General features: G+C 61.9%; 15 protein-coding genes and 1 other RNA gene. 14 read left to right on the forward strand and 2 right to left on the reverse strand.

Features of this window, described 5'->3' with window-relative positions; translation table 11 throughout:
• Positions 1-81: 81 nt before the first annotated feature.
• Together F2982_RS17040 and F2982_RS17045 are read right to left on the reverse strand one after the other, a co-directional pair.
• A complete protein-coding gene (locus tag F2982_RS17040; RefSeq protein ID WP_112386971.1) occupies positions 82-717 on the reverse strand; it encodes a LysE family translocator in 636 nt (211 codons plus the stop codon).
• Between the two features lie 58 nt (positions 718-775).
• Entirely contained in the window at positions 776-1,987 is a 1,212-nt protein-coding gene (locus F2982_RS17045) for a pyrophosphate--fructose-6-phosphate 1-phosphotransferase (RefSeq protein WP_112715504.1), read from the reverse strand.
• Between the two features lie 337 nt (positions 1,988-2,324).
• Between F2982_RS17045 and F2982_RS17050 the strand changes: the two genes are divergently transcribed.
• The 14 genes from F2982_RS17050 to ftsW all read left to right on the forward strand — a co-directional run bounded on the left by F2982_RS17050 (position 2,325) and on the right by ftsW (position 17,224).
• On the forward strand, positions 2,325-3,032 hold the full coding sequence (locus F2982_RS17050) for a DnaJ family molecular chaperone (protein WP_112715502.1): 708 nt from the start codon (positions 2,325-2,327) through the stop codon (positions 3,030-3,032).
• Entirely contained in the window at positions 3,029-3,790 is a 762-nt protein-coding gene (locus F2982_RS17055) for an N-acetylmuramoyl-L-alanine amidase (protein WP_203428535.1), read from the forward strand. Before F2982_RS17050 ends, F2982_RS17055 begins: the two co-directional genes overlap by 4 nt.
• Before the next feature lie 265 nt (positions 3,791-4,055).
• Complete coding sequence (locus tag F2982_RS17060; RefSeq protein ID WP_130277985.1) at positions 4,056-4,583, forward strand: lytic transglycosylase domain-containing protein; 528 nt, start codon at positions 4,056-4,058, stop codon at positions 4,581-4,583.
• A gap of 233 nt (positions 4,584-4,816) precedes the next feature.
• Positions 4,817-5,992 carry an FAD-dependent oxidoreductase gene (locus tag F2982_RS17065; protein WP_203428536.1) on the forward strand — a complete coding sequence of 392 codons (1,176 nt, stop codon included), beginning with the start codon at positions 4,817-4,819 and terminating at the stop codon, positions 5,990-5,992.
• 55 nt (positions 5,993-6,047) lie between these two features.
• An RNA gene (gene rnpB, locus F2982_RS17070) (RNase P RNA component class A) lies at positions 6,048-6,444 on the forward strand.
• Positions 6,445-6,863: 419 nt separating this feature from the next.
• Positions 6,864-7,301, forward strand: coding sequence for a division/cell wall cluster transcriptional repressor MraZ (gene mraZ / locus F2982_RS17075; protein ID WP_246777563.1), 438 nt, complete (start codon positions 6,864-6,866; stop codon positions 7,299-7,301).
• 17 nt (positions 7,302-7,318) lie between these two features.
• The gene (gene rsmH, locus F2982_RS17080) at positions 7,319-8,344 is read left to right on the forward strand and encodes a 16S rRNA (cytosine(1402)-N(4))-methyltransferase RsmH (protein WP_203428537.1); all 1,026 of its coding nucleotides are present in this window, start codon (positions 7,319-7,321) and stop codon (positions 8,342-8,344) included.
• A 1-nt stretch (position 8,345) separates the two neighbouring features.
• Complete coding sequence (locus F2982_RS17085) at positions 8,346-8,819, forward strand: hypothetical protein (protein ID WP_112715492.1); 474 nt, start codon at positions 8,346-8,348, stop codon at positions 8,817-8,819.
• A gap of 2 nt (positions 8,820-8,821) precedes the next feature.
• A complete protein-coding gene (locus F2982_RS17090; RefSeq protein ID WP_203428538.1) occupies positions 8,822-10,573 on the forward strand; it encodes a penicillin-binding protein 2 in 1,752 nt (583 codons plus the stop codon).
• Between the two features lie 61 nt (positions 10,574-10,634).
• Positions 10,635-12,095, forward strand: coding sequence for a UDP-N-acetylmuramoyl-L-alanyl-D-glutamate--2,6-diaminopimelate ligase (locus F2982_RS17095; protein ID WP_203428539.1), 1,461 nt, complete (start codon positions 10,635-10,637; stop codon positions 12,093-12,095).
• Positions 12,092-13,525, forward strand: coding sequence for a UDP-N-acetylmuramoylalanyl-D-glutamyl-2,6-diaminopimelate--D-alanyl-D-alanine ligase (locus F2982_RS17100; protein WP_203428540.1), 1,434 nt, complete (start codon positions 12,092-12,094; stop codon positions 13,523-13,525). Before F2982_RS17095 ends, F2982_RS17100 begins: the two co-directional genes overlap by 4 nt.
• Before the next feature lie 22 nt (positions 13,526-13,547).
• Positions 13,548-14,648: a phospho-N-acetylmuramoyl-pentapeptide-transferase gene (mraY, locus tag F2982_RS17105; protein ID WP_203428541.1), complete on the forward strand. Its 1,101-nt coding sequence runs from the start codon at positions 13,548-13,550 to the stop codon at positions 14,646-14,648.
• A gap of 7 nt (positions 14,649-14,655) precedes the next feature.
• Entirely contained in the window at positions 14,656-16,068 is a 1,413-nt protein-coding gene (murD, locus tag F2982_RS17110) for a UDP-N-acetylmuramoyl-L-alanine--D-glutamate ligase (protein WP_203428542.1), read from the forward strand.
• 1 nt (position 16,069) lies between these two features.
• Positions 16,070-17,224: a putative lipid II flippase FtsW gene (ftsW, locus tag F2982_RS17115; RefSeq protein ID WP_112715480.1), complete on the forward strand. Its 1,155-nt coding sequence runs from the start codon at positions 16,070-16,072 to the stop codon at positions 17,222-17,224.
• The last annotated feature ends 2 nt before the right edge of the window (positions 17,225-17,226 follow it).

Raw genomic sequence — 17,226 nt, forward strand, 5'->3', positions numbered from 1 at the left:
GTTACTGAGAAGCTAAGCACTGATTTTTCCCATTAACCTATTCGTATGGGCGTCGCAACCCGCTGAAAATTGCGATTGCGTTCAGGCCGCAATGCGGCGGTAGCCGGCGGTGACGGCGCCGGCCGCGATCAGCAGCGTGCCGCCCGTGCGGTTGACGGCGCGCTGGACGCTTGCCTTGCGGATGAGGCCGCGGGCGGCATGAGCGAGCAGGGCATAGCTCGAGGCGTTGATCGTGGCGAGCACCAGGAAGGTGAGTTCCATGATCAGCATCTGTTCGAAGAAGGGGGCTGCCGGGTTCAGGAACTGCGGCACAAAGGCGACGAAGAAGACGATGCTCTTCGGGTTCAGCGCGGTCACGACATAGGCGTGGAGAAAGATCTTGAGCGACTTTTCTTCCGGCAGATTGTCGTTATCGGCGACGGGGCCGGGGATGATCGGCGCCCGCCAGAGCTTGATTCCAAGCCAGATCAGGTAGGCGCCGCCGACCCACTTCAAAACTGTGAACAATGTCGCGGAAGCCGCTAGCAGGGCGCCGAGGCCGAAGAGCGATGCGGTCATGGCGGTGAAATCGCCGAGCGCTACGCCCGATACGGTCGCCAGCGCCGTCTTGCGGCCATGACCCAGCGCATAGGAGACGACGAGGAGAATCGTCGGTCCCGGAATGGCCAGCATGATGGCGGACGCAGCGGCAAAAGCGAGCCAGGCTTCGAGCGACATGGAATCTCCTCCTATTCCCTAAGAAACAAGCAAAGACACCATATCAACCCTGCGTCAATCATGCGGCGCGGTATTTTTGGCCAATCTGATCCATCAATTCGGCGAACCACTTGGCCGATGTATCGAAGGCCTTGCCGCCCTTGATGCGGGGGAATTCGATGGTGCGCAGCTTGCCGTTCTGATCCTCATCGTGACCGGTGACACCGGAGACCTTGTTGAGAGCGCTTTCGACGGCGAGGTCGGTCATGCTCTGGATCAGGCGCAAATCTTCGGCGTTGGCGGGAGCCGAACGGGCGAAATAGCCGGACTTCTGCACCAGCGAACGTTCGGCATTCAGGAGGCTTGCAAACTGCTTCTGGAACCAGCCGCCGACATTGATCGTGTCGATCTTCACATGGCCGAAAGCGTCGCGCTTGATTGTTTCGCCGGCAGCTTCGCGCTCGGCGACGATGGCATCGAGGCAGGCGCCTTCGGAGACGAAGACGGTGGCGTGGCCGGTGCGGTCCATGATCTCCTTGAGACGGGCCGCTTCGGCCTGCAGGTCGAAGGCGGTCTCCGGCAGGTAGACTGCATCAATGCTCTTCATGCCTGCGTTCATCAGCATGCCGTCGACATATTCATTGTGGCGCGTGCGCTTCAGGTAGGCCTGGGCGGTCGCTGCCGTCAGCCAGCCGCAGTGGCGGCCCATGACTTCGTGGATGACGAGGGTGCGCGGGGCGGCACTCTGTTCGTTGCTGACATTGTCGAAGAAATGCGCGCCGACTTCGGCTGCCGTCCAGGCGCCGAGCGACTGGCGGATCGGCACGACGTCGTTGTCGACTGTCTTCGGCAGGCCGACGACCGTCAGGTTATAGTTGTTGGCGGCGAGATAGGCGGCAAGGTCGGCGGCGGTCGTATTGGTGTCGTCGCCACCGATCGTGTGCAGGATGGTGACGCCGTCAGCGGCGAGACGCTCGGCTGCGACGCGCAGCGGGTTTTCGCCTTCCTTGACGAGGCCGCGCTTCACGCAATCGGCAGCGTTCGTCAGCTTGACGCGGCTGTTGCCGATCGGCGAGCCGCCATAGCGGTGCAGCAGCGGCGCCTTCTCGCGCATGTCCTTGGTGATCTTGATGCTGTCGCCGAGCAGGACGCCCTGATAGCCGGACTTGTAAGCGATCAGTTCGATATCGGGAGCGACGTCGCTATAGCGCTCGATGAGGCCGCCGACAGCGGAAGACAGACAGGGAGCGAGGCCTCCGGCGGTCAGCATTGCGACTTTCTGTTTGGCCATGTTCCCTCCATATCGACCTGAGATGCGCGATTGCGCACGGCTTAGCTAATGCATGCATGGGGCAGGGAAAGAGGCCTGTAAAGTAAAGAATTGACGAAAAGTCGGCACCGCTGGCGAAGCTCGGCCGGAAGCGCCGATATAATCGATTCAGAAGGCGATCGGATGCCGCCAAGATCTGTGGAAACTGTCTCACCGCAGACGGAAAATGCGGCGTCCCATCGGCAAACAATTACCGAATTGTGAAAAGTGTTTTCAACCTTACGACTAATCGCTGCCTTGCATTGGCAACGATTATTTGGTCATGGTGTTATCAGATATTGCGATGCGGGAAACTTCGATGTCCTTCTGGGAAAAACTGCTCAACGCCATTGGCAATACTGCGGGCAATGTGCTCTCCGCGGTGGTCGAGGCCGTGCGCACGGTTTTCGAAGGCGATCCCGAGACCCGCCGCAAGGTTGCCTTCTCCGTCGCTGTGATCGCGCTCTCCGCCAAGATGGCGAAGGCGGACGGTATCGTCAGCGAGAAGGAGGTTCAGGCCTTCCGCGATATTTTCGAATTTCCGCAGGATCAGGCCAAGAACGTCGCCCGTCTCTATAATCTGGCGCGCCAGGACGTTGCCGGCTACGAGGCCTATGCCGAGAAGCTGTCGTCGCTCTGCGTGACCTGCGCCGCAAACTGCCCGGTTCTGGAAGACGTTCTCGACGGTCTCTTCCATATCGCCAAGGCGGATGGGCTGATCCATGAGAAGGAAATGAACTTCCTTCGTCATATCGCCGAGATCTTCAAGATGAGCGAGCAGCGCTTCGAACAGATCGCCGCGCGCCACGTTTCGATCGGCCGCGATCCCTACAAGGTTCTCGGCGTCTCCTCCGCAGACGATTTCCCGACGATCCGCCGCCGCTATCTGGCGCTGGTGAGCGAAAACCATCCGGACCGGCTGGTGTCGCGCGGCGTCCCGGAAGAGTTTCATGCGATCGCCAACGAGCGTATGGCTGCCCTCAACGACGCCTATGCGGCGATCGAGAAGGAACGCCGCGCAGCATGACCGCTTTTACGGCAGACTACCGCAAGGCCTCCGTGAAGCCGTCGCCGAACCATGGCGAGCGGGCAGGGGGGCGGAAGCCGGATATCATTCTTCTCCACTATACCGGGATGTCGACGCCTGAATCGGCGCTCGACTGGCTCTGTCGCGAGGAAAGCCAGGTCTCGTCGCACTATTTCGTGCATGAAAACGGCGACGTCGTGCAGATGGTGCCGGAGACGCGCCGCGCTTGGCATGCAGGCAAGAGCGGCTGGCACGGCCAGGACGACGTCAATTCCGCGTCGATCGGCATCGAAATCGCCAATGCCGGCCATCCGGGCGGGTTGCCCGAATTCCCGAAAGAGCAGATTGCGGCAGTGATCGAACTGTGTCGGGATTGTGGCGAACGTTGGTCGATCCTGCCCGAAAGAGTGCTCGGACATTCCGATGTGGCGCCGGTTCGCAAGGTCGATCCGGGCGAGAGATTCCCCTGGGGAGAACTGCATAAAGCAGGCGTCGGGCACTGGGTCGAACCGGCGCCGATCACCGGTGGACGGTTCTTCCAGCGGGGTGACCGTGGGCAGCCGATCGAGGCCCTGCAGTCTATGCTGTCGCTCTATGGTTACGGCACGGAAATCACGGGTGAATTCTCCGACAAGATGGCCGGTGAGCTGGAGGCTTTTCAGCGCCATTTCCGCCCGGAGCGCGTGGATGGAATCGCCGACTTCTCGACGATCGATACGCTGCACCGGCTGCTTGGCGCACTGCCGCGCTATTCGTAAGCTGCGATCCGGTACTTTCACCGGCGAATTTGCAGATTCACACTTGAATTGTGCAGTGCCACATCATTTCCCTATTATCTCCTCATTGCGATGGTCTAACCCCTGCCGCTGAACGGCGTCCGCGGCCTTTGTGAAGTGTAGCGGCCAGACGTCAACTGAAACGATAAGAATTGCTGCGGCATGCAGTCATTCCTTGGCTGCGTGTTACCGTGAGACGGCGAGGCGCGCAGTCCGGCAATTCTTTGGGTCGGAGTGTCAAGACTACATGAGAAATGCGATTATTGGTGCTGCGGCATGCGTTGGCGTGCTGCTGGCAGGGTATAACTGTGCCTTCGCGGGCGAAGCAGATAATAAAACTGATAAGACTGAGACGGTTCAATTCAAGACCGTCGATCGCGACAGCGGCTATGCAATGCCTGACTTTGCGACCAACAAGTATTCGGTTCTCATCGCAAAATACGCAAAGCAGTATGACGTACCGGTGGCACTCGCCTCGGCCGTCGTGCGCGTCGAAAGCAACTTCAATCCGAATGCACGCGGCAGCGCCGGCGAAATCGGCCTGATGCAGATCAAGCCGGCAACGGCACGGATGATGGGCTATGCCGGTACCAAGAAGGGCCTCTTCGATCCGGAAACCAACATCAAGTACGGCATGAAATATCTCTCCATGGCCCATGAGCTCGGCGGCGGCGAAACCTGCGGCACGATCCTCAAGTACAATGCCGGCCATGCCGCCAAGCGCATGAACCCGGTCTCCAAGGCCTATTGCGGCAAGGTTCTGGCGCTTCTCTGAGAGCGCCCCTAACCGGCTGATGCGGAATCCTTTTCCGCTCGCGCTTCAGAAAATGATTCAACTTGCCGGCCGCAATGTCTGACGTCGCAGAAGCGAGGTGAGACATGGCCGGGTTGATGACGGGCAGATGCCGGCGGCCATGACGGCTCACCGCCTTGCCGCCCATCCCGCAGGCGGCTATCCCTATCCCCGGATTTCCGGAATCCTATTCCGGCAGGGCAGGGAAGGCAGGCATGGCAGCGGATTTCAAATATATCGTCGTCGGCCGCGGCATGATGGGCGCGGCTGCCGCAAAATATCTCGCCATGCAGGCGGATGGCGTCGCGGTCATCGGTCCGGATGAGCCGGAGAATCGCAGGGCGCATCAGGGCGTCTTCGCCAGCCACTATGACGAAGGCCGCATCACCCGCACCGTCGATCCCGACCGGGACTGGGCGCGGCTCGCCAATCGCTCCATTGCGCGCTACGCAGAGATCGCTGCCGAAAGCGGCATCGATTTCTATACCGAGGCGGGCTGCGTCGTCGTTGCTCCCGCCGGTTCCGACTACACCCGCGATACCAAGAATGCGGCGGATTCGCTCAATGTCGAGACACGCATGCTTGATGGCGCTGCCCTGAAGCAGGCCTTCCCCTATTTCGCGCTGCCGCAGGGTTGCGAGGGCGTCTTCCAGCGCGAGGATGCCGGCTATATCAGCCCGCGGCGGTTGGTGAGGGCGCAGTCCACGATTGCCGAAAAGCGCGGTGCCACCGTCATCCGCGACTATGTGACGGCGATCCGCGACGAGGGCGGGATCGTTGCGGTCGAGACATCGGGCGGCAGGACCGTCACGGCGGAAAAGGTGCTGCTGGCTGCCGGCGGTTTCTCCATCAGCGCGAATCTCTTGGCCGAATCTGTTGACATGTCGGTTTATGGGCGGACGGTGGTGATGTTCGAGGTCAGCGAGGAGCAGGGTGCGGCCTTTGCCAACATGCCGTCGCTCATTCTCGAAACCCGCGATATCGACATCTACCTGCTGCCGCCGATCCGTTATCCTGACGGAAAGCTCTATCTGAAGATCGGTGGCGACCCTGATGATTACCAGCTGAAAACCGATGCTGAGCTCCGGGCCTGGTTCCGCACCGATGGCCGGCCGCGGGCGCGCGATCACCTGATGCTGATCACCCGGCGTCTGGTTCCGGATCTCAAGCCACTCTCGGTTTCGTCGGCATCCTGCGTGGTGTCGAAGACTGCCAGCAAGCATCCGATGATCGGCTTCACCGCGTCGCCCGGTATCGCCGTGCTGACCGGCTGCGCCGGCACGTCGGCGAAGAGTTCAGACGAGATCGGGCGGCTCGGCGCCGAGCTGCTGATGACCGGCGAGATTGCGCCGCAGGGCTATGCGACGGATTTCAAACCGGCTTTCCGGTAACCCGCGCCGATATTTGCTGTGGCAATTGCCGGCGGGCTCCGCTAAGGGAGCGCTGCCAGTTGGCCGGGCAGCCGCGCTTTACAATGCCGAAAGGTGGTAGGGTGAGGAAAGTCCGGGCTCCACGGAAACACGGTGCCGGATAACGTCCGGCGAGGGCGACCTCAGGGAAAGTGCCACAGAAAGCAAACCGCCTGCGTCCGCGCAGGTAAGGGTGAAAGGGTGGGGTAAGAGCCCACCGCGTTTGCGGCAACGTAAACGGCACGGTAAACCCCACCGGGAGCAAGACCGAATAGGGATGACGCGGTTGGCGCAAGCCTTCCGGCTGGTTTCCAGGCCAGTCATCCGGGTGGGTTGCGAGAGGCAGCGTGCAAACGCTGTCCCAGAGGAATGGCTGCCACGTTCCGGGTCAAACCGGAGCCATACAGAACCCGGCTTACAGGCCAACTGGCGATTTAACTTTCTTCTATCATCATGCCTTCGGCGCGGTGGCGGCAGCCGCCGCCGTCGCGGCCGGTTTATGCTGAGAAATCAGGCGCTCAGCCTATATTTGCGGTTTCTTACGGACGTTTTCTCGGGTGCCGGAAAATGCCGATCCTAACCCTTTGTTAAACTTAACAGCTTATAAATTTTCGGTACTGCGCTCATCGCGAGAGGGGCGTTTCCCATTGACGCCCATATGGTCCCATGGTATCCCATAAGAGCACTGCACAAGGGCAATCATCTGCCCATCAATCGCAAAGCCAAGGCGCCTTCCATTCCGGAAGCGCTGGGCGGGCTTCGGTCCGTTCGGCTCGCGAAGCTGTGCTCTGTGTTGAGGGTTCCGGCGGCGGTTCTTCGCTTCGGGCTCTTTCGGAAACGGATGTTTCGTGTCATGAGCCGCTTCCTTTCAAGTGCGACCAACAGGATCGATTCCAAGGGCAGGGTTTCCGTGCCTGCGGCCTTTCGTTCCGTGCTGGCGCAGCGCAATATCCAGGAGCTCTATTGCTTCCAGGATTTTGTGTTTCCGGCGATCAGCGTCGGCGGCCCGGATCTTCTCGAAAGGTTCGAGCGGCAGATTGCTGCGGAGGATCCGTTTTCGCCGGTCGCGAACGAGATGTCGCTTCTCATTCATGGGGGCGGGGTCTTCATGAAGCTCGACGCCGAGGGGCGTTTGATGGTCACGGATTTCATTCGGGATTTCACGAGGATCTCGGACGAAGTGACTTTCGTCGGGCGGGCAGATCATTTTCAGCTGTGGCAGCCGCAGGCATTTCAGGCGGCCCAGATGCAGGCACGAGAGGGGCGCACGCTGGCGGGCAAGCGCTCCTGAACAAGCGAGGGCGCGGAATGGTGACGAATCCTGGCGGCGGTTCATCCGAAGCTGGTGGCGGACCGGTTCGTCACATTCCGGTTCTTCTCAACGAAGTGCTCGACGCGCTGCAGCCATCTTCCGGCAAGGTCGTTCTCGACGGCACATTTGGTGCAGGCGGCTATACGTCGGCGATTCTCGCCGCTGGTGCCGATGTCGTCGCGCTCGACCGCGATCCGACGGCCATCGCTGTCGGTCAGGCGCTGGTGGCTGAGCATTCCGGTCATCTCCAGCTCGTCCACTCGCAGTTTTCCAATCTTGCAGATCATGCGCCGGCCGGCGGGCTCGATGGCGTCGTGCTCGATATCGGCGTGTCCTCGATGCAGATCGATGAGGCGGATCGCGGCTTCTCGTTCTCGAAGAACGGTCCGCTCGACATGCGCATGTCGGCTGCCGGTGTCTCGGCTGCCGATGTGGTCAATCGCGCCAAGGTCGCCGAGCTGATCCGCATTTTCCATTTTCTCGGCGAAGAGGATCAGGCGCCGCGCATCGCGCATGCGATCGAGAAGCGCCGCGCCGAAAAGTTGTTCGAGACCACCCGTGATCTCGCTGGGCTGATCGAGCTGGTGACGCCACGCAAGATGAAGGACAAGATCCATCCTGCGACCCAGGTGTTTCAGGCGCTGCGCATCTTCGTCAATGACGAGCTCGGCGAGCTGGCTCAGGCGCTGTTTGCCGCCGAGCGTGCGCTGAAGCCGGGCGGCCGTCTCGTTGTCGTCACCTTCCACTCGCTGGAAGACCGGATCGTCAAGAAATTCTTCTCCGATCGCGCCGGCAAGGCCTCGGGCTCGCGTCACCTTCCGGTGGCGCACGAGCGCGCCGCCACGTTCAATGCTGTCGGGAAGTCTATGGTTGCTGCCAGCAAGGCGGAAGCCGAAGCAAATCCACGGGCACGTTCCGCCAAGCTGCGCGCTGGGGAGCGCACATCGGCTCAGGCCGAAGCAGCGGACATGTCCATCTTCGGCCTGCCTAGCCTGGCCAGTCTCGGAAAACTTGGGGGTTGATGTGCTGAGAACGTTCGACTTCGTTTTGATCGGTGTCATGACGGCCGCGGCCGCCGTGACCTATACGATCAAGCATCGCGCCGAGCTGAAGCTCGAGGAGGTTCATCGCCTCGAGGCCGAGATCAAGCTCGAGAAGGACACGATCGAACTGCTGAAGGCCGACTGGGCCCTGCAGTCTCAGCCGAACCGGCTGGAGCGCCTCGTCAATACTTATAATGACGAGCTGAAGCTGCAGCCGACGGATTCGACCTCGCTCATCCACGCACGCGAACTGCCGATGCTGAAGTCGCAGGTTCCGGTTCCCGATGTCACTGAAGCCAAGGCCGACCAGAAGCCGGGCGCTCCTGCTGTGGCTGCGAAGAAGCCGGCGGCTGGAACGGCTGTTGCCGCCAAGGCAGCGCCGAAGCCTGTGCCGCGGGCAGCTGTGCCCGAGGTCGAAGACCAGGACGAAATGGCAACCGGATCGGTGGAGTAAGCATGTCGTTTCTCTCTCGCATCATGGTTCTGAAGAGCCAGGCTCATTTCTCCTCCGGCGTCTATAACCGCTTCGGCGGCCCGACCGGCAGCCTTCCGCTGGAAGGTTCGCGCAAGAAGAAGTCCGGCCAGGCGAAAAGCCGCGTCGGCCTGCTGATCATCGGCTTCACGGCGCTTTACGGCGTCATCGGCGGCCGTCTCGTCGAATATGCAATGAAGGATCCTGAGGTCGTTTCCTCGATCCTGCCGCCCGACCGGCTGATGGCCTCGCGCCCTGATATTCTCGACCGCAACGGCGAAGTGCTGGCGACCGACATCCGCACGGTGTCGCTGTTTGCCGAGCCGAACAAGATCGTCGATGCCGACGAGGCCATCGAGAAGCTGGCGACCGTGCTGCCGGATCTCGACGTCAAGGGCACCTATCGCAAGCTTTCGGTGAAGAGCTCGCATTTCGCCTGGCTGCGCCGCCAGCTGACGCCGAAGCAGCAGAGCCAGATCCTGGCGCTCGGCATTCCCGGCATCGGCTTCCGTCCGGAAAAGCGCCGCTTCTATCCGGGTGGCCCGACCGCCTCGCATATTCTCGGCTACGTCAATATCGACAACCGCGGCGTCTCCGGCATGGAGAAATATATCGACGATCAGGGTCTGGCCGATCTCGCTTCCGTCGGCATGACCAGCGGTCAGCCGCTCGAGCCGGTGAAGCTCTCCATCGATATCCGCGTCCAGAACATTGTCCGCGACGTCGTCACCAGCGCCGTGACCAATTACGAAGCCAAGGGTGCCGGTGCCGTCGTGCTCGATATCCATACCGGCGAAGTGCTCGGCATGGCTTCGGCGCCTGACTTCGACCCGAACAATCCGGAAGAGGGCGCCAAGGAAGGCTGGCTGAACCGCATGTCGAACGGTACGTTCGAAATGGGTTCGACCTTCAAGACCTTCTCGACCGCCATGGCGCTCGACAGCGGCAAGGTCAGCATCAACGACAGCTTCGATGCCAGCCGCCCGATCCGCATCGGCGGCTTCACCATCAACGACTTCCACGGTCAGCGCCGCTGGCTGACGGTTCCCGAAATCTTCGAATATTCGTCGAACATCGGTACCGCGAAGATGATCGATATCGTCGGTATGGAGATGCAGAAGGATTACCTGACGCGCTTCGGCCTGCTGACGAAGATGAAGACCGAGCTTCCTGAAGTGAAGATGCCGAGCCAGCCGAGGGTCTGGAAGAAGATCAACTCGATCACGATCTCCTTCGGCCACGGTGTTTCGACGACGCCGATGCAGACGGCGGTTGCCGGTGCTGCTCTCGTCAACGGCGGCAAGCTGATCGAGCCGACCTTCCTGCCGCGCACCCGCGAAAAGGCGGACGAGACGGCCGAAGTCGTCGTCAAGAAAAGCACCAGCGACAGCATCCGCTATCTCTTCAAGCTGAACGGTCTCAAGGGTTCGGGCCGCAATGCCGACGTGCCGGGCTTCAATGTCGGCGGCAAGACGGGTACGGCTGACAAGGTCGTCAACGGCCGCTACGCCCATAACCTCAACTTCAACGCCTTCTTGGCTGCCTTCCCGATCGACAATCCGCGCTATGTGGTGCTGACTTTCTGCGACGAGCCGCATAACGGCGAGAAGGGCCAGAACATTGCCGCTTACACGGCTGCGCCGATGGTGAAGAACATTATCCGCCGCGCAGCCCCCATTCTTGGCGTCGAACCGCAATTCGGCGAAGACGGATCGGCCTTGTTGGTGTCTTATTGAGTCTGAATGAATACGGCGCCGATTCGCGTGGGGTGAGCGGCGCCAGAGAGAAAAGACATTGATGAAACTGCGGGACATTGCCGGAAGCGCATTTCCGGAAATCAAGGATCAACTCGACGGACCGGCAGGCGGGCTGGAAATCTCAGGCCTGACAGCCGACAGCCGCAAGGTCGAACGCGGCATGGCCTTCGTCGCCGTTGCCGGGACCAAGGCCGATGGCGCGGGCTTCATCGCTGACGCCGCCAGGAACGGTGCCGCAGTCGCGATCACCTCTCAGCCGGTCGAAGCCTCCATCCCCGTTCTCGTCGTCAAGGATCCGCGCCGCTTCCTGTCGCTTGCGGCCGCCAATTTCTACGGCAGGCAGCCGGCAACGATGGTTGCGGTAACGGGCACGGCAGGCAAGACGTCGGTCGCCTCCTTCACCCGCCAGATCTACGCGCATGCCGGGCATCCCGCCGCGATGATCGGTACGACCGGCGTCGTTTCGCCGACCCGCAACGATTACGGCTCGCTGACCACGCCCGACCCGGTTTCGCTGCACAAGCTGCTTGCCGAACTCGCCGATGAGGGCGTGACGCATGCGGCGATGGAAGCCTCAAGCCACGGTCTCGACCAGAGCCGTCTCGATGGCGTCAAGCTGGCCGCTGCCGCATTCACCAATCTCGGCCGCGATCACATGGATTACCATCCGACGGTCGAGGACTATATGGCCGCCAAGATGCGGCTCTTCGATACGCTGCTGCCGAAGGGCTCGCCGGCGATCATCTTTGCCGACGACCCATGGTCGCCGCAGGCCATCGAAGCGGCCACCAAGGCCGGTCACGATGTCCGCACAGTCGGCCGCAAGGGCGATTACCTGACATTGAAGCGCGTCGAGCATTTCCGCCACAAGCAGGTGGCCGAAGTGCATGTCGGCGACGAGATTTTCGAGGTCGATATTCCGCTCGCCGGCGATTTCCAGATCGCCAATGCGCTGGTTGCCGCAGGGCTTGCGATGTCGACAGGCGTTCCGGCCAAGGTGGCGATGGCCGCGCTCGAAAAGCTGCAGGGTGCTTCCGGCCGCCTCGAGCTGGTCGGCCACACCCAGGATGGCGCGCTCGCTTACGTCGATTATGCCCACAAGCCGGATGCGCTTGAGAACGTCCTGAATTCCGTCCGCCCGTTCACCACCGGCCGTGTCGTCGTGGTCTTCGGCTGCGGCGGCGACCGCGACAAGGGCAAACGCCCGATCATGGGCGAGATCGCCTGCCGTCTGGCCGACGTGGTCATCGTCACCGACGACAATCCGCGCTCGGAAGATCCGGCGACGATCCGTGCCGAGATCATGGCGGCTGCGACCTGCGCCACCGAAATCGCGGACCGGTCGCTGGCGATCAGCAAGGCCGTCGCAATGCTGAAGTCGGGCGACACGCTGATTGTCGCCGGCAAGGGACATGAAGAAGGGCAGACCATCGGGAGTGTGACGCTGCCTTTCTCGGATCACGCCGAAGTGCGTGAGGCCTTGGAGGAGCTGAAACCTTGAACTGGCTTTGGACCACGGAAGACATGATCACCGCGATGGCGGGACGCCCCTTCGGCACGCTGCCGCAGGGGATCACCGGCATTTCCATCGACAGCCGCTCGATCGGGCCGGGCGAAGCCTTCTTCGCCATCAAGGGTGATCGCGTCGATGGTCACGACTATGCCTCGATGGCGATGGCCAACGGGGCGTCGCTGCTCGTCGTCAGTGAAGCGCGGCTTGCGGGTCTCGGCCGGCTGACCGTGCCGATGATCGTCGTCGACGATGTGCTGGATGCGCTTGGACGCCTGGCGATCGCCTCGCGCCAGCGCTCGCGGGCGCAGATCATCGCGGTGACCGGTTCTGTCGGCAAGACGACCACCAAGGAGATGCTGCGCCATGTGCTTTCGCCATCCGGCAAGGTGCATGCGTCGGTCGCATCCTTCAACAATCACTGGGGCGTGCCGCTGACTTTGGCGCGCATGCCGCTCGATACGCATTACGGCGTCTTCGAAGTCGGCATGAATCACCCGGGCGAAATCCGTCCGCTGGTGCAGATGATCCGCCCGCATGTCGCCGTCATCACCACGATCGCACCGGCCCATCTCGGCAACTTCAAGAGCATCAAGGAAATCGCTGCCGCCAAGGCCGAGATCTTCGAAGGCTTGACGCCCGGCGGCCGTGTCGTGCTGAACCGCGACAACGACCAGTATAATTTCCTCGACCGCACCGCCCAGGCGCTCGGTATCACCAACATCCATTCCTTCGGCCAGCATGCCAAGGCGGAATTCCGTCTTGCCGAATTCAACGGTTCCGACGAGAGCTCGGCGCTGTGGCTGACGATCGATGGGGATACGTTTGAAGTGGCGATCGGCGCGCCCGGCCGCCATATCGCCGAGAACGCGCTTGCCGCACTCGGCGTCGTGACGCTCGTCGGTGCCGATCTCGACAAGGCGATCGATGCGCTGGCGACGCTGCAGCCCGAAAAGGGCAGGGGCAAGCGCCACAAACTGAGGCTCGGCGCCGGCACCTTGACCGTCATCGACGAGAGCTACAATGCCAATCCGGCCTCGATGCGCGCGGCGATCGCGCTGCTCGCCGCCGCCGTCCCGCAGGGCTACGGCCGCCGCATCGCCATTCTCGGCGACATGCTGGAGATGGGCGAATTTGCCGAGCGCGTGCATTCCGATCTCGCCGGTCCGCTGCTTGCGGCTGGTATCGAACACGTCTGGCTCGCAGGCAAGGACATGCAGGCGCTGAGGGATTCGCTCCCCGACAGCGTTGCCGTCGAGTACCGCGAGACGACGGAAGAACTCAAAGATTTTGTACTGAACTCGGTCGAGCCGGGCGATGTCTTGATGGTCAAATCGTCATTGGGGATTGGTTTCGGCAAGATCGTTGCCGCGCTCCTTGACAAGTTTGCGCCATTTGCGGACACGCAGCGCGAGATTTGACCGGGTAAACAAGGGGCCTTGAATGCTGATTTGGCTAGTCGAACTGTCGGAACATTTCAAATTTCTGAACCTGTTCAGATACATTACCTTCCGCACAGGCGCCTCTCTCTTCACTTCCGCACTGATCGTCTTCCTGTTCGGACCGATGATCATCCGCTCGCTGCGCATCCGCCAGGGCAAGGGTCAGCCGATCCGCGCCGATGGTCCGCAGACGCATTTCAAAAAGGCCGGCACGCCAACCATGGGCGGCCTGATGATCCTCGCCGGTATCGTCGGAGCATCGCTGCTCTGGGCTGACCTCTCGAACGTCTATGTCGTCGCAACCCTGCTGGTGACGCTCGGTTTCGGCGCGATCGGCTTCTATGACGACTATCTCAAGGTGACGAAGCAGAGCGACAAGGGCTTTTCCGGCAAGGCGCGCCTCGGCATCGAGTTCATCATCGCCGGCATCGCGGTCTATTTCATGATGCGCACGTCGCTGGCCTCAGGTCCTGCCGGCTCGACCTTCGGCTCGTCGGTTGCCTTCCCCTTCTTCAAGGACTTCCTGATCAATCTCGGTATCATGTTCGTGGTCTTCGGCGGCTTCGTCATCGTCGCGGCCGGCAATGCCGTGAACCTGACAGACGGTCTCGACGGTCTGGCGATCGTGCCGGTGATGATCGCCGCGGCCTCCTTCGGCATTATCTCTTACCTCGCCGGTAACGCGGTGTTCGCGGGCTATCTGCAGATCAATTTCGTGCCCGGCACCGGCGAGCTTGCCGTCGTTCTCGGCGCCGTCATCGGCGCCGGTCTCGGCTTCCTCTGGTTCAATGCGCCGCCCGCGGCAATCTTCATGGGCGATACCGGTTCGCTGGCGCTCGGCGGTACGATCGGCACCGTTGCCGTCGCCACCAAGCATGAGATCGTCATGGCGATCATCGGCGGCCTGTTCGTGATGGAAACGCTCTCGGTCATCATTCAGGTCGGTTTCTTCAAGATGACCGGCCGCCGCGTCTTCCTGATGGCGCCGATCCACCATCATTTCGAAAAGAAGGGCTGGACGGAAAGTCAGGTGGTCATCCGCTTCTGGATCGTCGCCGTCGGCCTCGCGATGCTCGGCCTTTCCACCCTGAAGCTGCGGTGAGCGGGCGATGATTCCGGTCACGACACTTGCTGGTAAGAAGGTCGCGCTTTTCGGGCTCGGCGGTTCCGGCCTTGCAACGGCCCGGGCGCTGGTGGCCGGGGGCGCAGAGGTTACAGCCTGGGACGACAACCCTGATAGTGTCGCCAAGGCCGGTGCCGAAGGCATTGCGACGGCCGATCTTCACGGCATCGATTGGGCGGCGCAGTCGCTCTTCGTGCTGTCTCCGGGTGTGCCGCTTACCCATCCGAAGCCGCATTGGACCGTCGATCTGGCGCGTGCCGCCGGTGTCGATATCGTCGGCGATGTCGAACTCTTCGTGCGCGAGCGTCGCGCCCATGCGCCTGACAGCCCGTTCATCGCCATCACCGGCACCAACGGCAAGTCGACCACGACGGCGCTGATCGCCCATATCCTGAAATCGTCAGGCAGGGATACGCAGCTCGGCGGCAATATCGGCACCGCCGTCCTGACGCTCGATCCGCCGAAGGCGCAGCGCTTCTATGTGGTCGAATGCTCGTCCTACCAGATCGATCTCGCGCCGACGCTCAATCCGTCGGCGGGCATCCTTCTCAACCTGACGCCCGATCACCTCGATCGTCACGGCACGATGCAGCATTACGCTGACGTCAAGGAACGGCTGGTCGCCGGAAGCGATACGGCGATCGTCGGCGTCGATGACAGCTATTGCGAAATGATCGCCGACCGCGTCGAGCGTGCCGGGACCAAGGTTGTCCGCATCTCGCGCCGACAGCCGCTGGCCGACGGTATCTACGCTGAAGGCACGCGCCTCATTCAAGCCTCCGGTGGCGCGGCGCTGCCGCTTGCCGATCTCGATGGCATCCAGACGCTGCGCGGCAGCCATAATGCGCAGAATGCGGCGGCGGCCGTTGCGGCCTGCCTTGCAGTCGGCGTCAGCGCCGATGAGATCAGGGCGGGGCTCGCGTCCTTCCCGGGCCTGAAGCATCGCATGCAGCCGGTCGGCAGGCGCGGCCACGCCGTCTTCGTCAACGATTCGAAGGCGACCAACGCCGATGCGGCAGCACCGGCGCTGTCGAGCTACGACCGCATCTACTGGATCGCCGGCGGCCTGCCGAAGGCCGGTGGCATCACGACGCTCGCGCCGTTCTTCCCGCGGATCGCCAAGGCCTATCTGATCGGCGAGGCGGCGGCGGAATTTGCCGCGACGCTCGGCGAGGCGGTGCCCTACGAGATCTCCGGCACGCTGGAGCGCGCCGTCGCGCATGCGGCTGCCGATGCGGAAAAAGATGAAACTGGCCCTGTCGCGGTGATGCTATCCCCGGCTTGCGCAAGCTTCGACCAATATAAGAACTTCGAAGTCAGGGGCGATGCATTTGTCAGCCATGTGGCAGCGCTCGACGGAATCACCATGCTGATCGGTTCGGCAACAGGAGATAAATGACATGGTAAGCCGCGCGGAACGTGGGCCTCTGGCCGATTGGTTTTGGACCATCGACCGCTTTTTCCTGGCGATGTTCGTCTTCCTGATGGGCATCGGCTTCATGTTGTCCTTCGCCGCGTCGCCCGCGGTTGCCGAGCGCATCGGGCTCGAGCCCTTTCACTTCGTCAAGCGCCACGCGGCCTTCATGATCCCGTCGCTGATGGTGATGATCGGGCTGTCGTTCCTGACGCCGCGGCAGGTGCGCCGCACCGCCATCCTGCTGTTGATCGTCGCGCTGGCGATGATGCTTCTGGCGCTGTTCTTCGGCGTCGAGGTCAAGGGCTCGAGGCGCTGGGTAACGCTCGCCGGCATCTCCATCCAGCCGTCGGAATTCATGAAGCCGGCTTTCGTCGTCGTCTGCGCCTGGCTGTTTGCCGAGCATGCGCGCCAGCCGGAAATTCCGGGCAACCTCTTCGCCATCATTCTGTTCGGCATGGTCGCGGCACTTCTCGTCGCCCAGCCTGACCTTGGCCAGACGATCCTGACGACCGCGGTCTGGGGGGGCATGTTCTTCATGGCCGGGATGCCCTGGCTCTGGATCATCGTGCTCGGCGTCGGCGGTGCCGGTGGTCTCGTCTCGGCCTATTACGTCTTCCCGCACGTTGCCGGACGAATAGACAAGTTCATGACCGGTGAGGGCGACACGTTCCAGATCGATACCGCCCGCGAAGCGATCATCCGCGGCGACTGGTTCGGCCAGGGTCCGGGCGAGGGCATCGTCAAGCGCATCATCCCGGATGCTCACACCGACTTCATCTTCTCGGTCGCCGCCGAGGAGTTCGGCATCATCTTCTGCATCGCCCTCGTTGCGCTGTTCACGGTCCTTGTTTTGAGGGGGCTGTCGCACGCATATAAGGAGAAGAACGATTTCAACCGGTTTGCCGTCGCCGGCCTCGTGCTGCAGATGGGCATCCAGTCGATCATCAATATCGGCGTCAATCTCGAATTGCTTCCGGCAAAGGGCATGACGCTGCCGCTGATTTCCTACGGCGGCTCGTCCATGGTCGCGATCTGCGTGACCGCCGGTTTCATTCTCGCGCTGACGCGCCATCGCCCGGAAAAACGTGCGCAGGACCGGAGCCTCTTCCGCGTGCCGCACGGAATGCCGGCGGAGTAAGA

This window comes from Rhizobium sp. BG4 (assembly GCF_016864575.1).
Classification (GTDB): domain Bacteria; phylum Pseudomonadota; class Alphaproteobacteria; order Rhizobiales; family Rhizobiaceae; genus Rhizobium.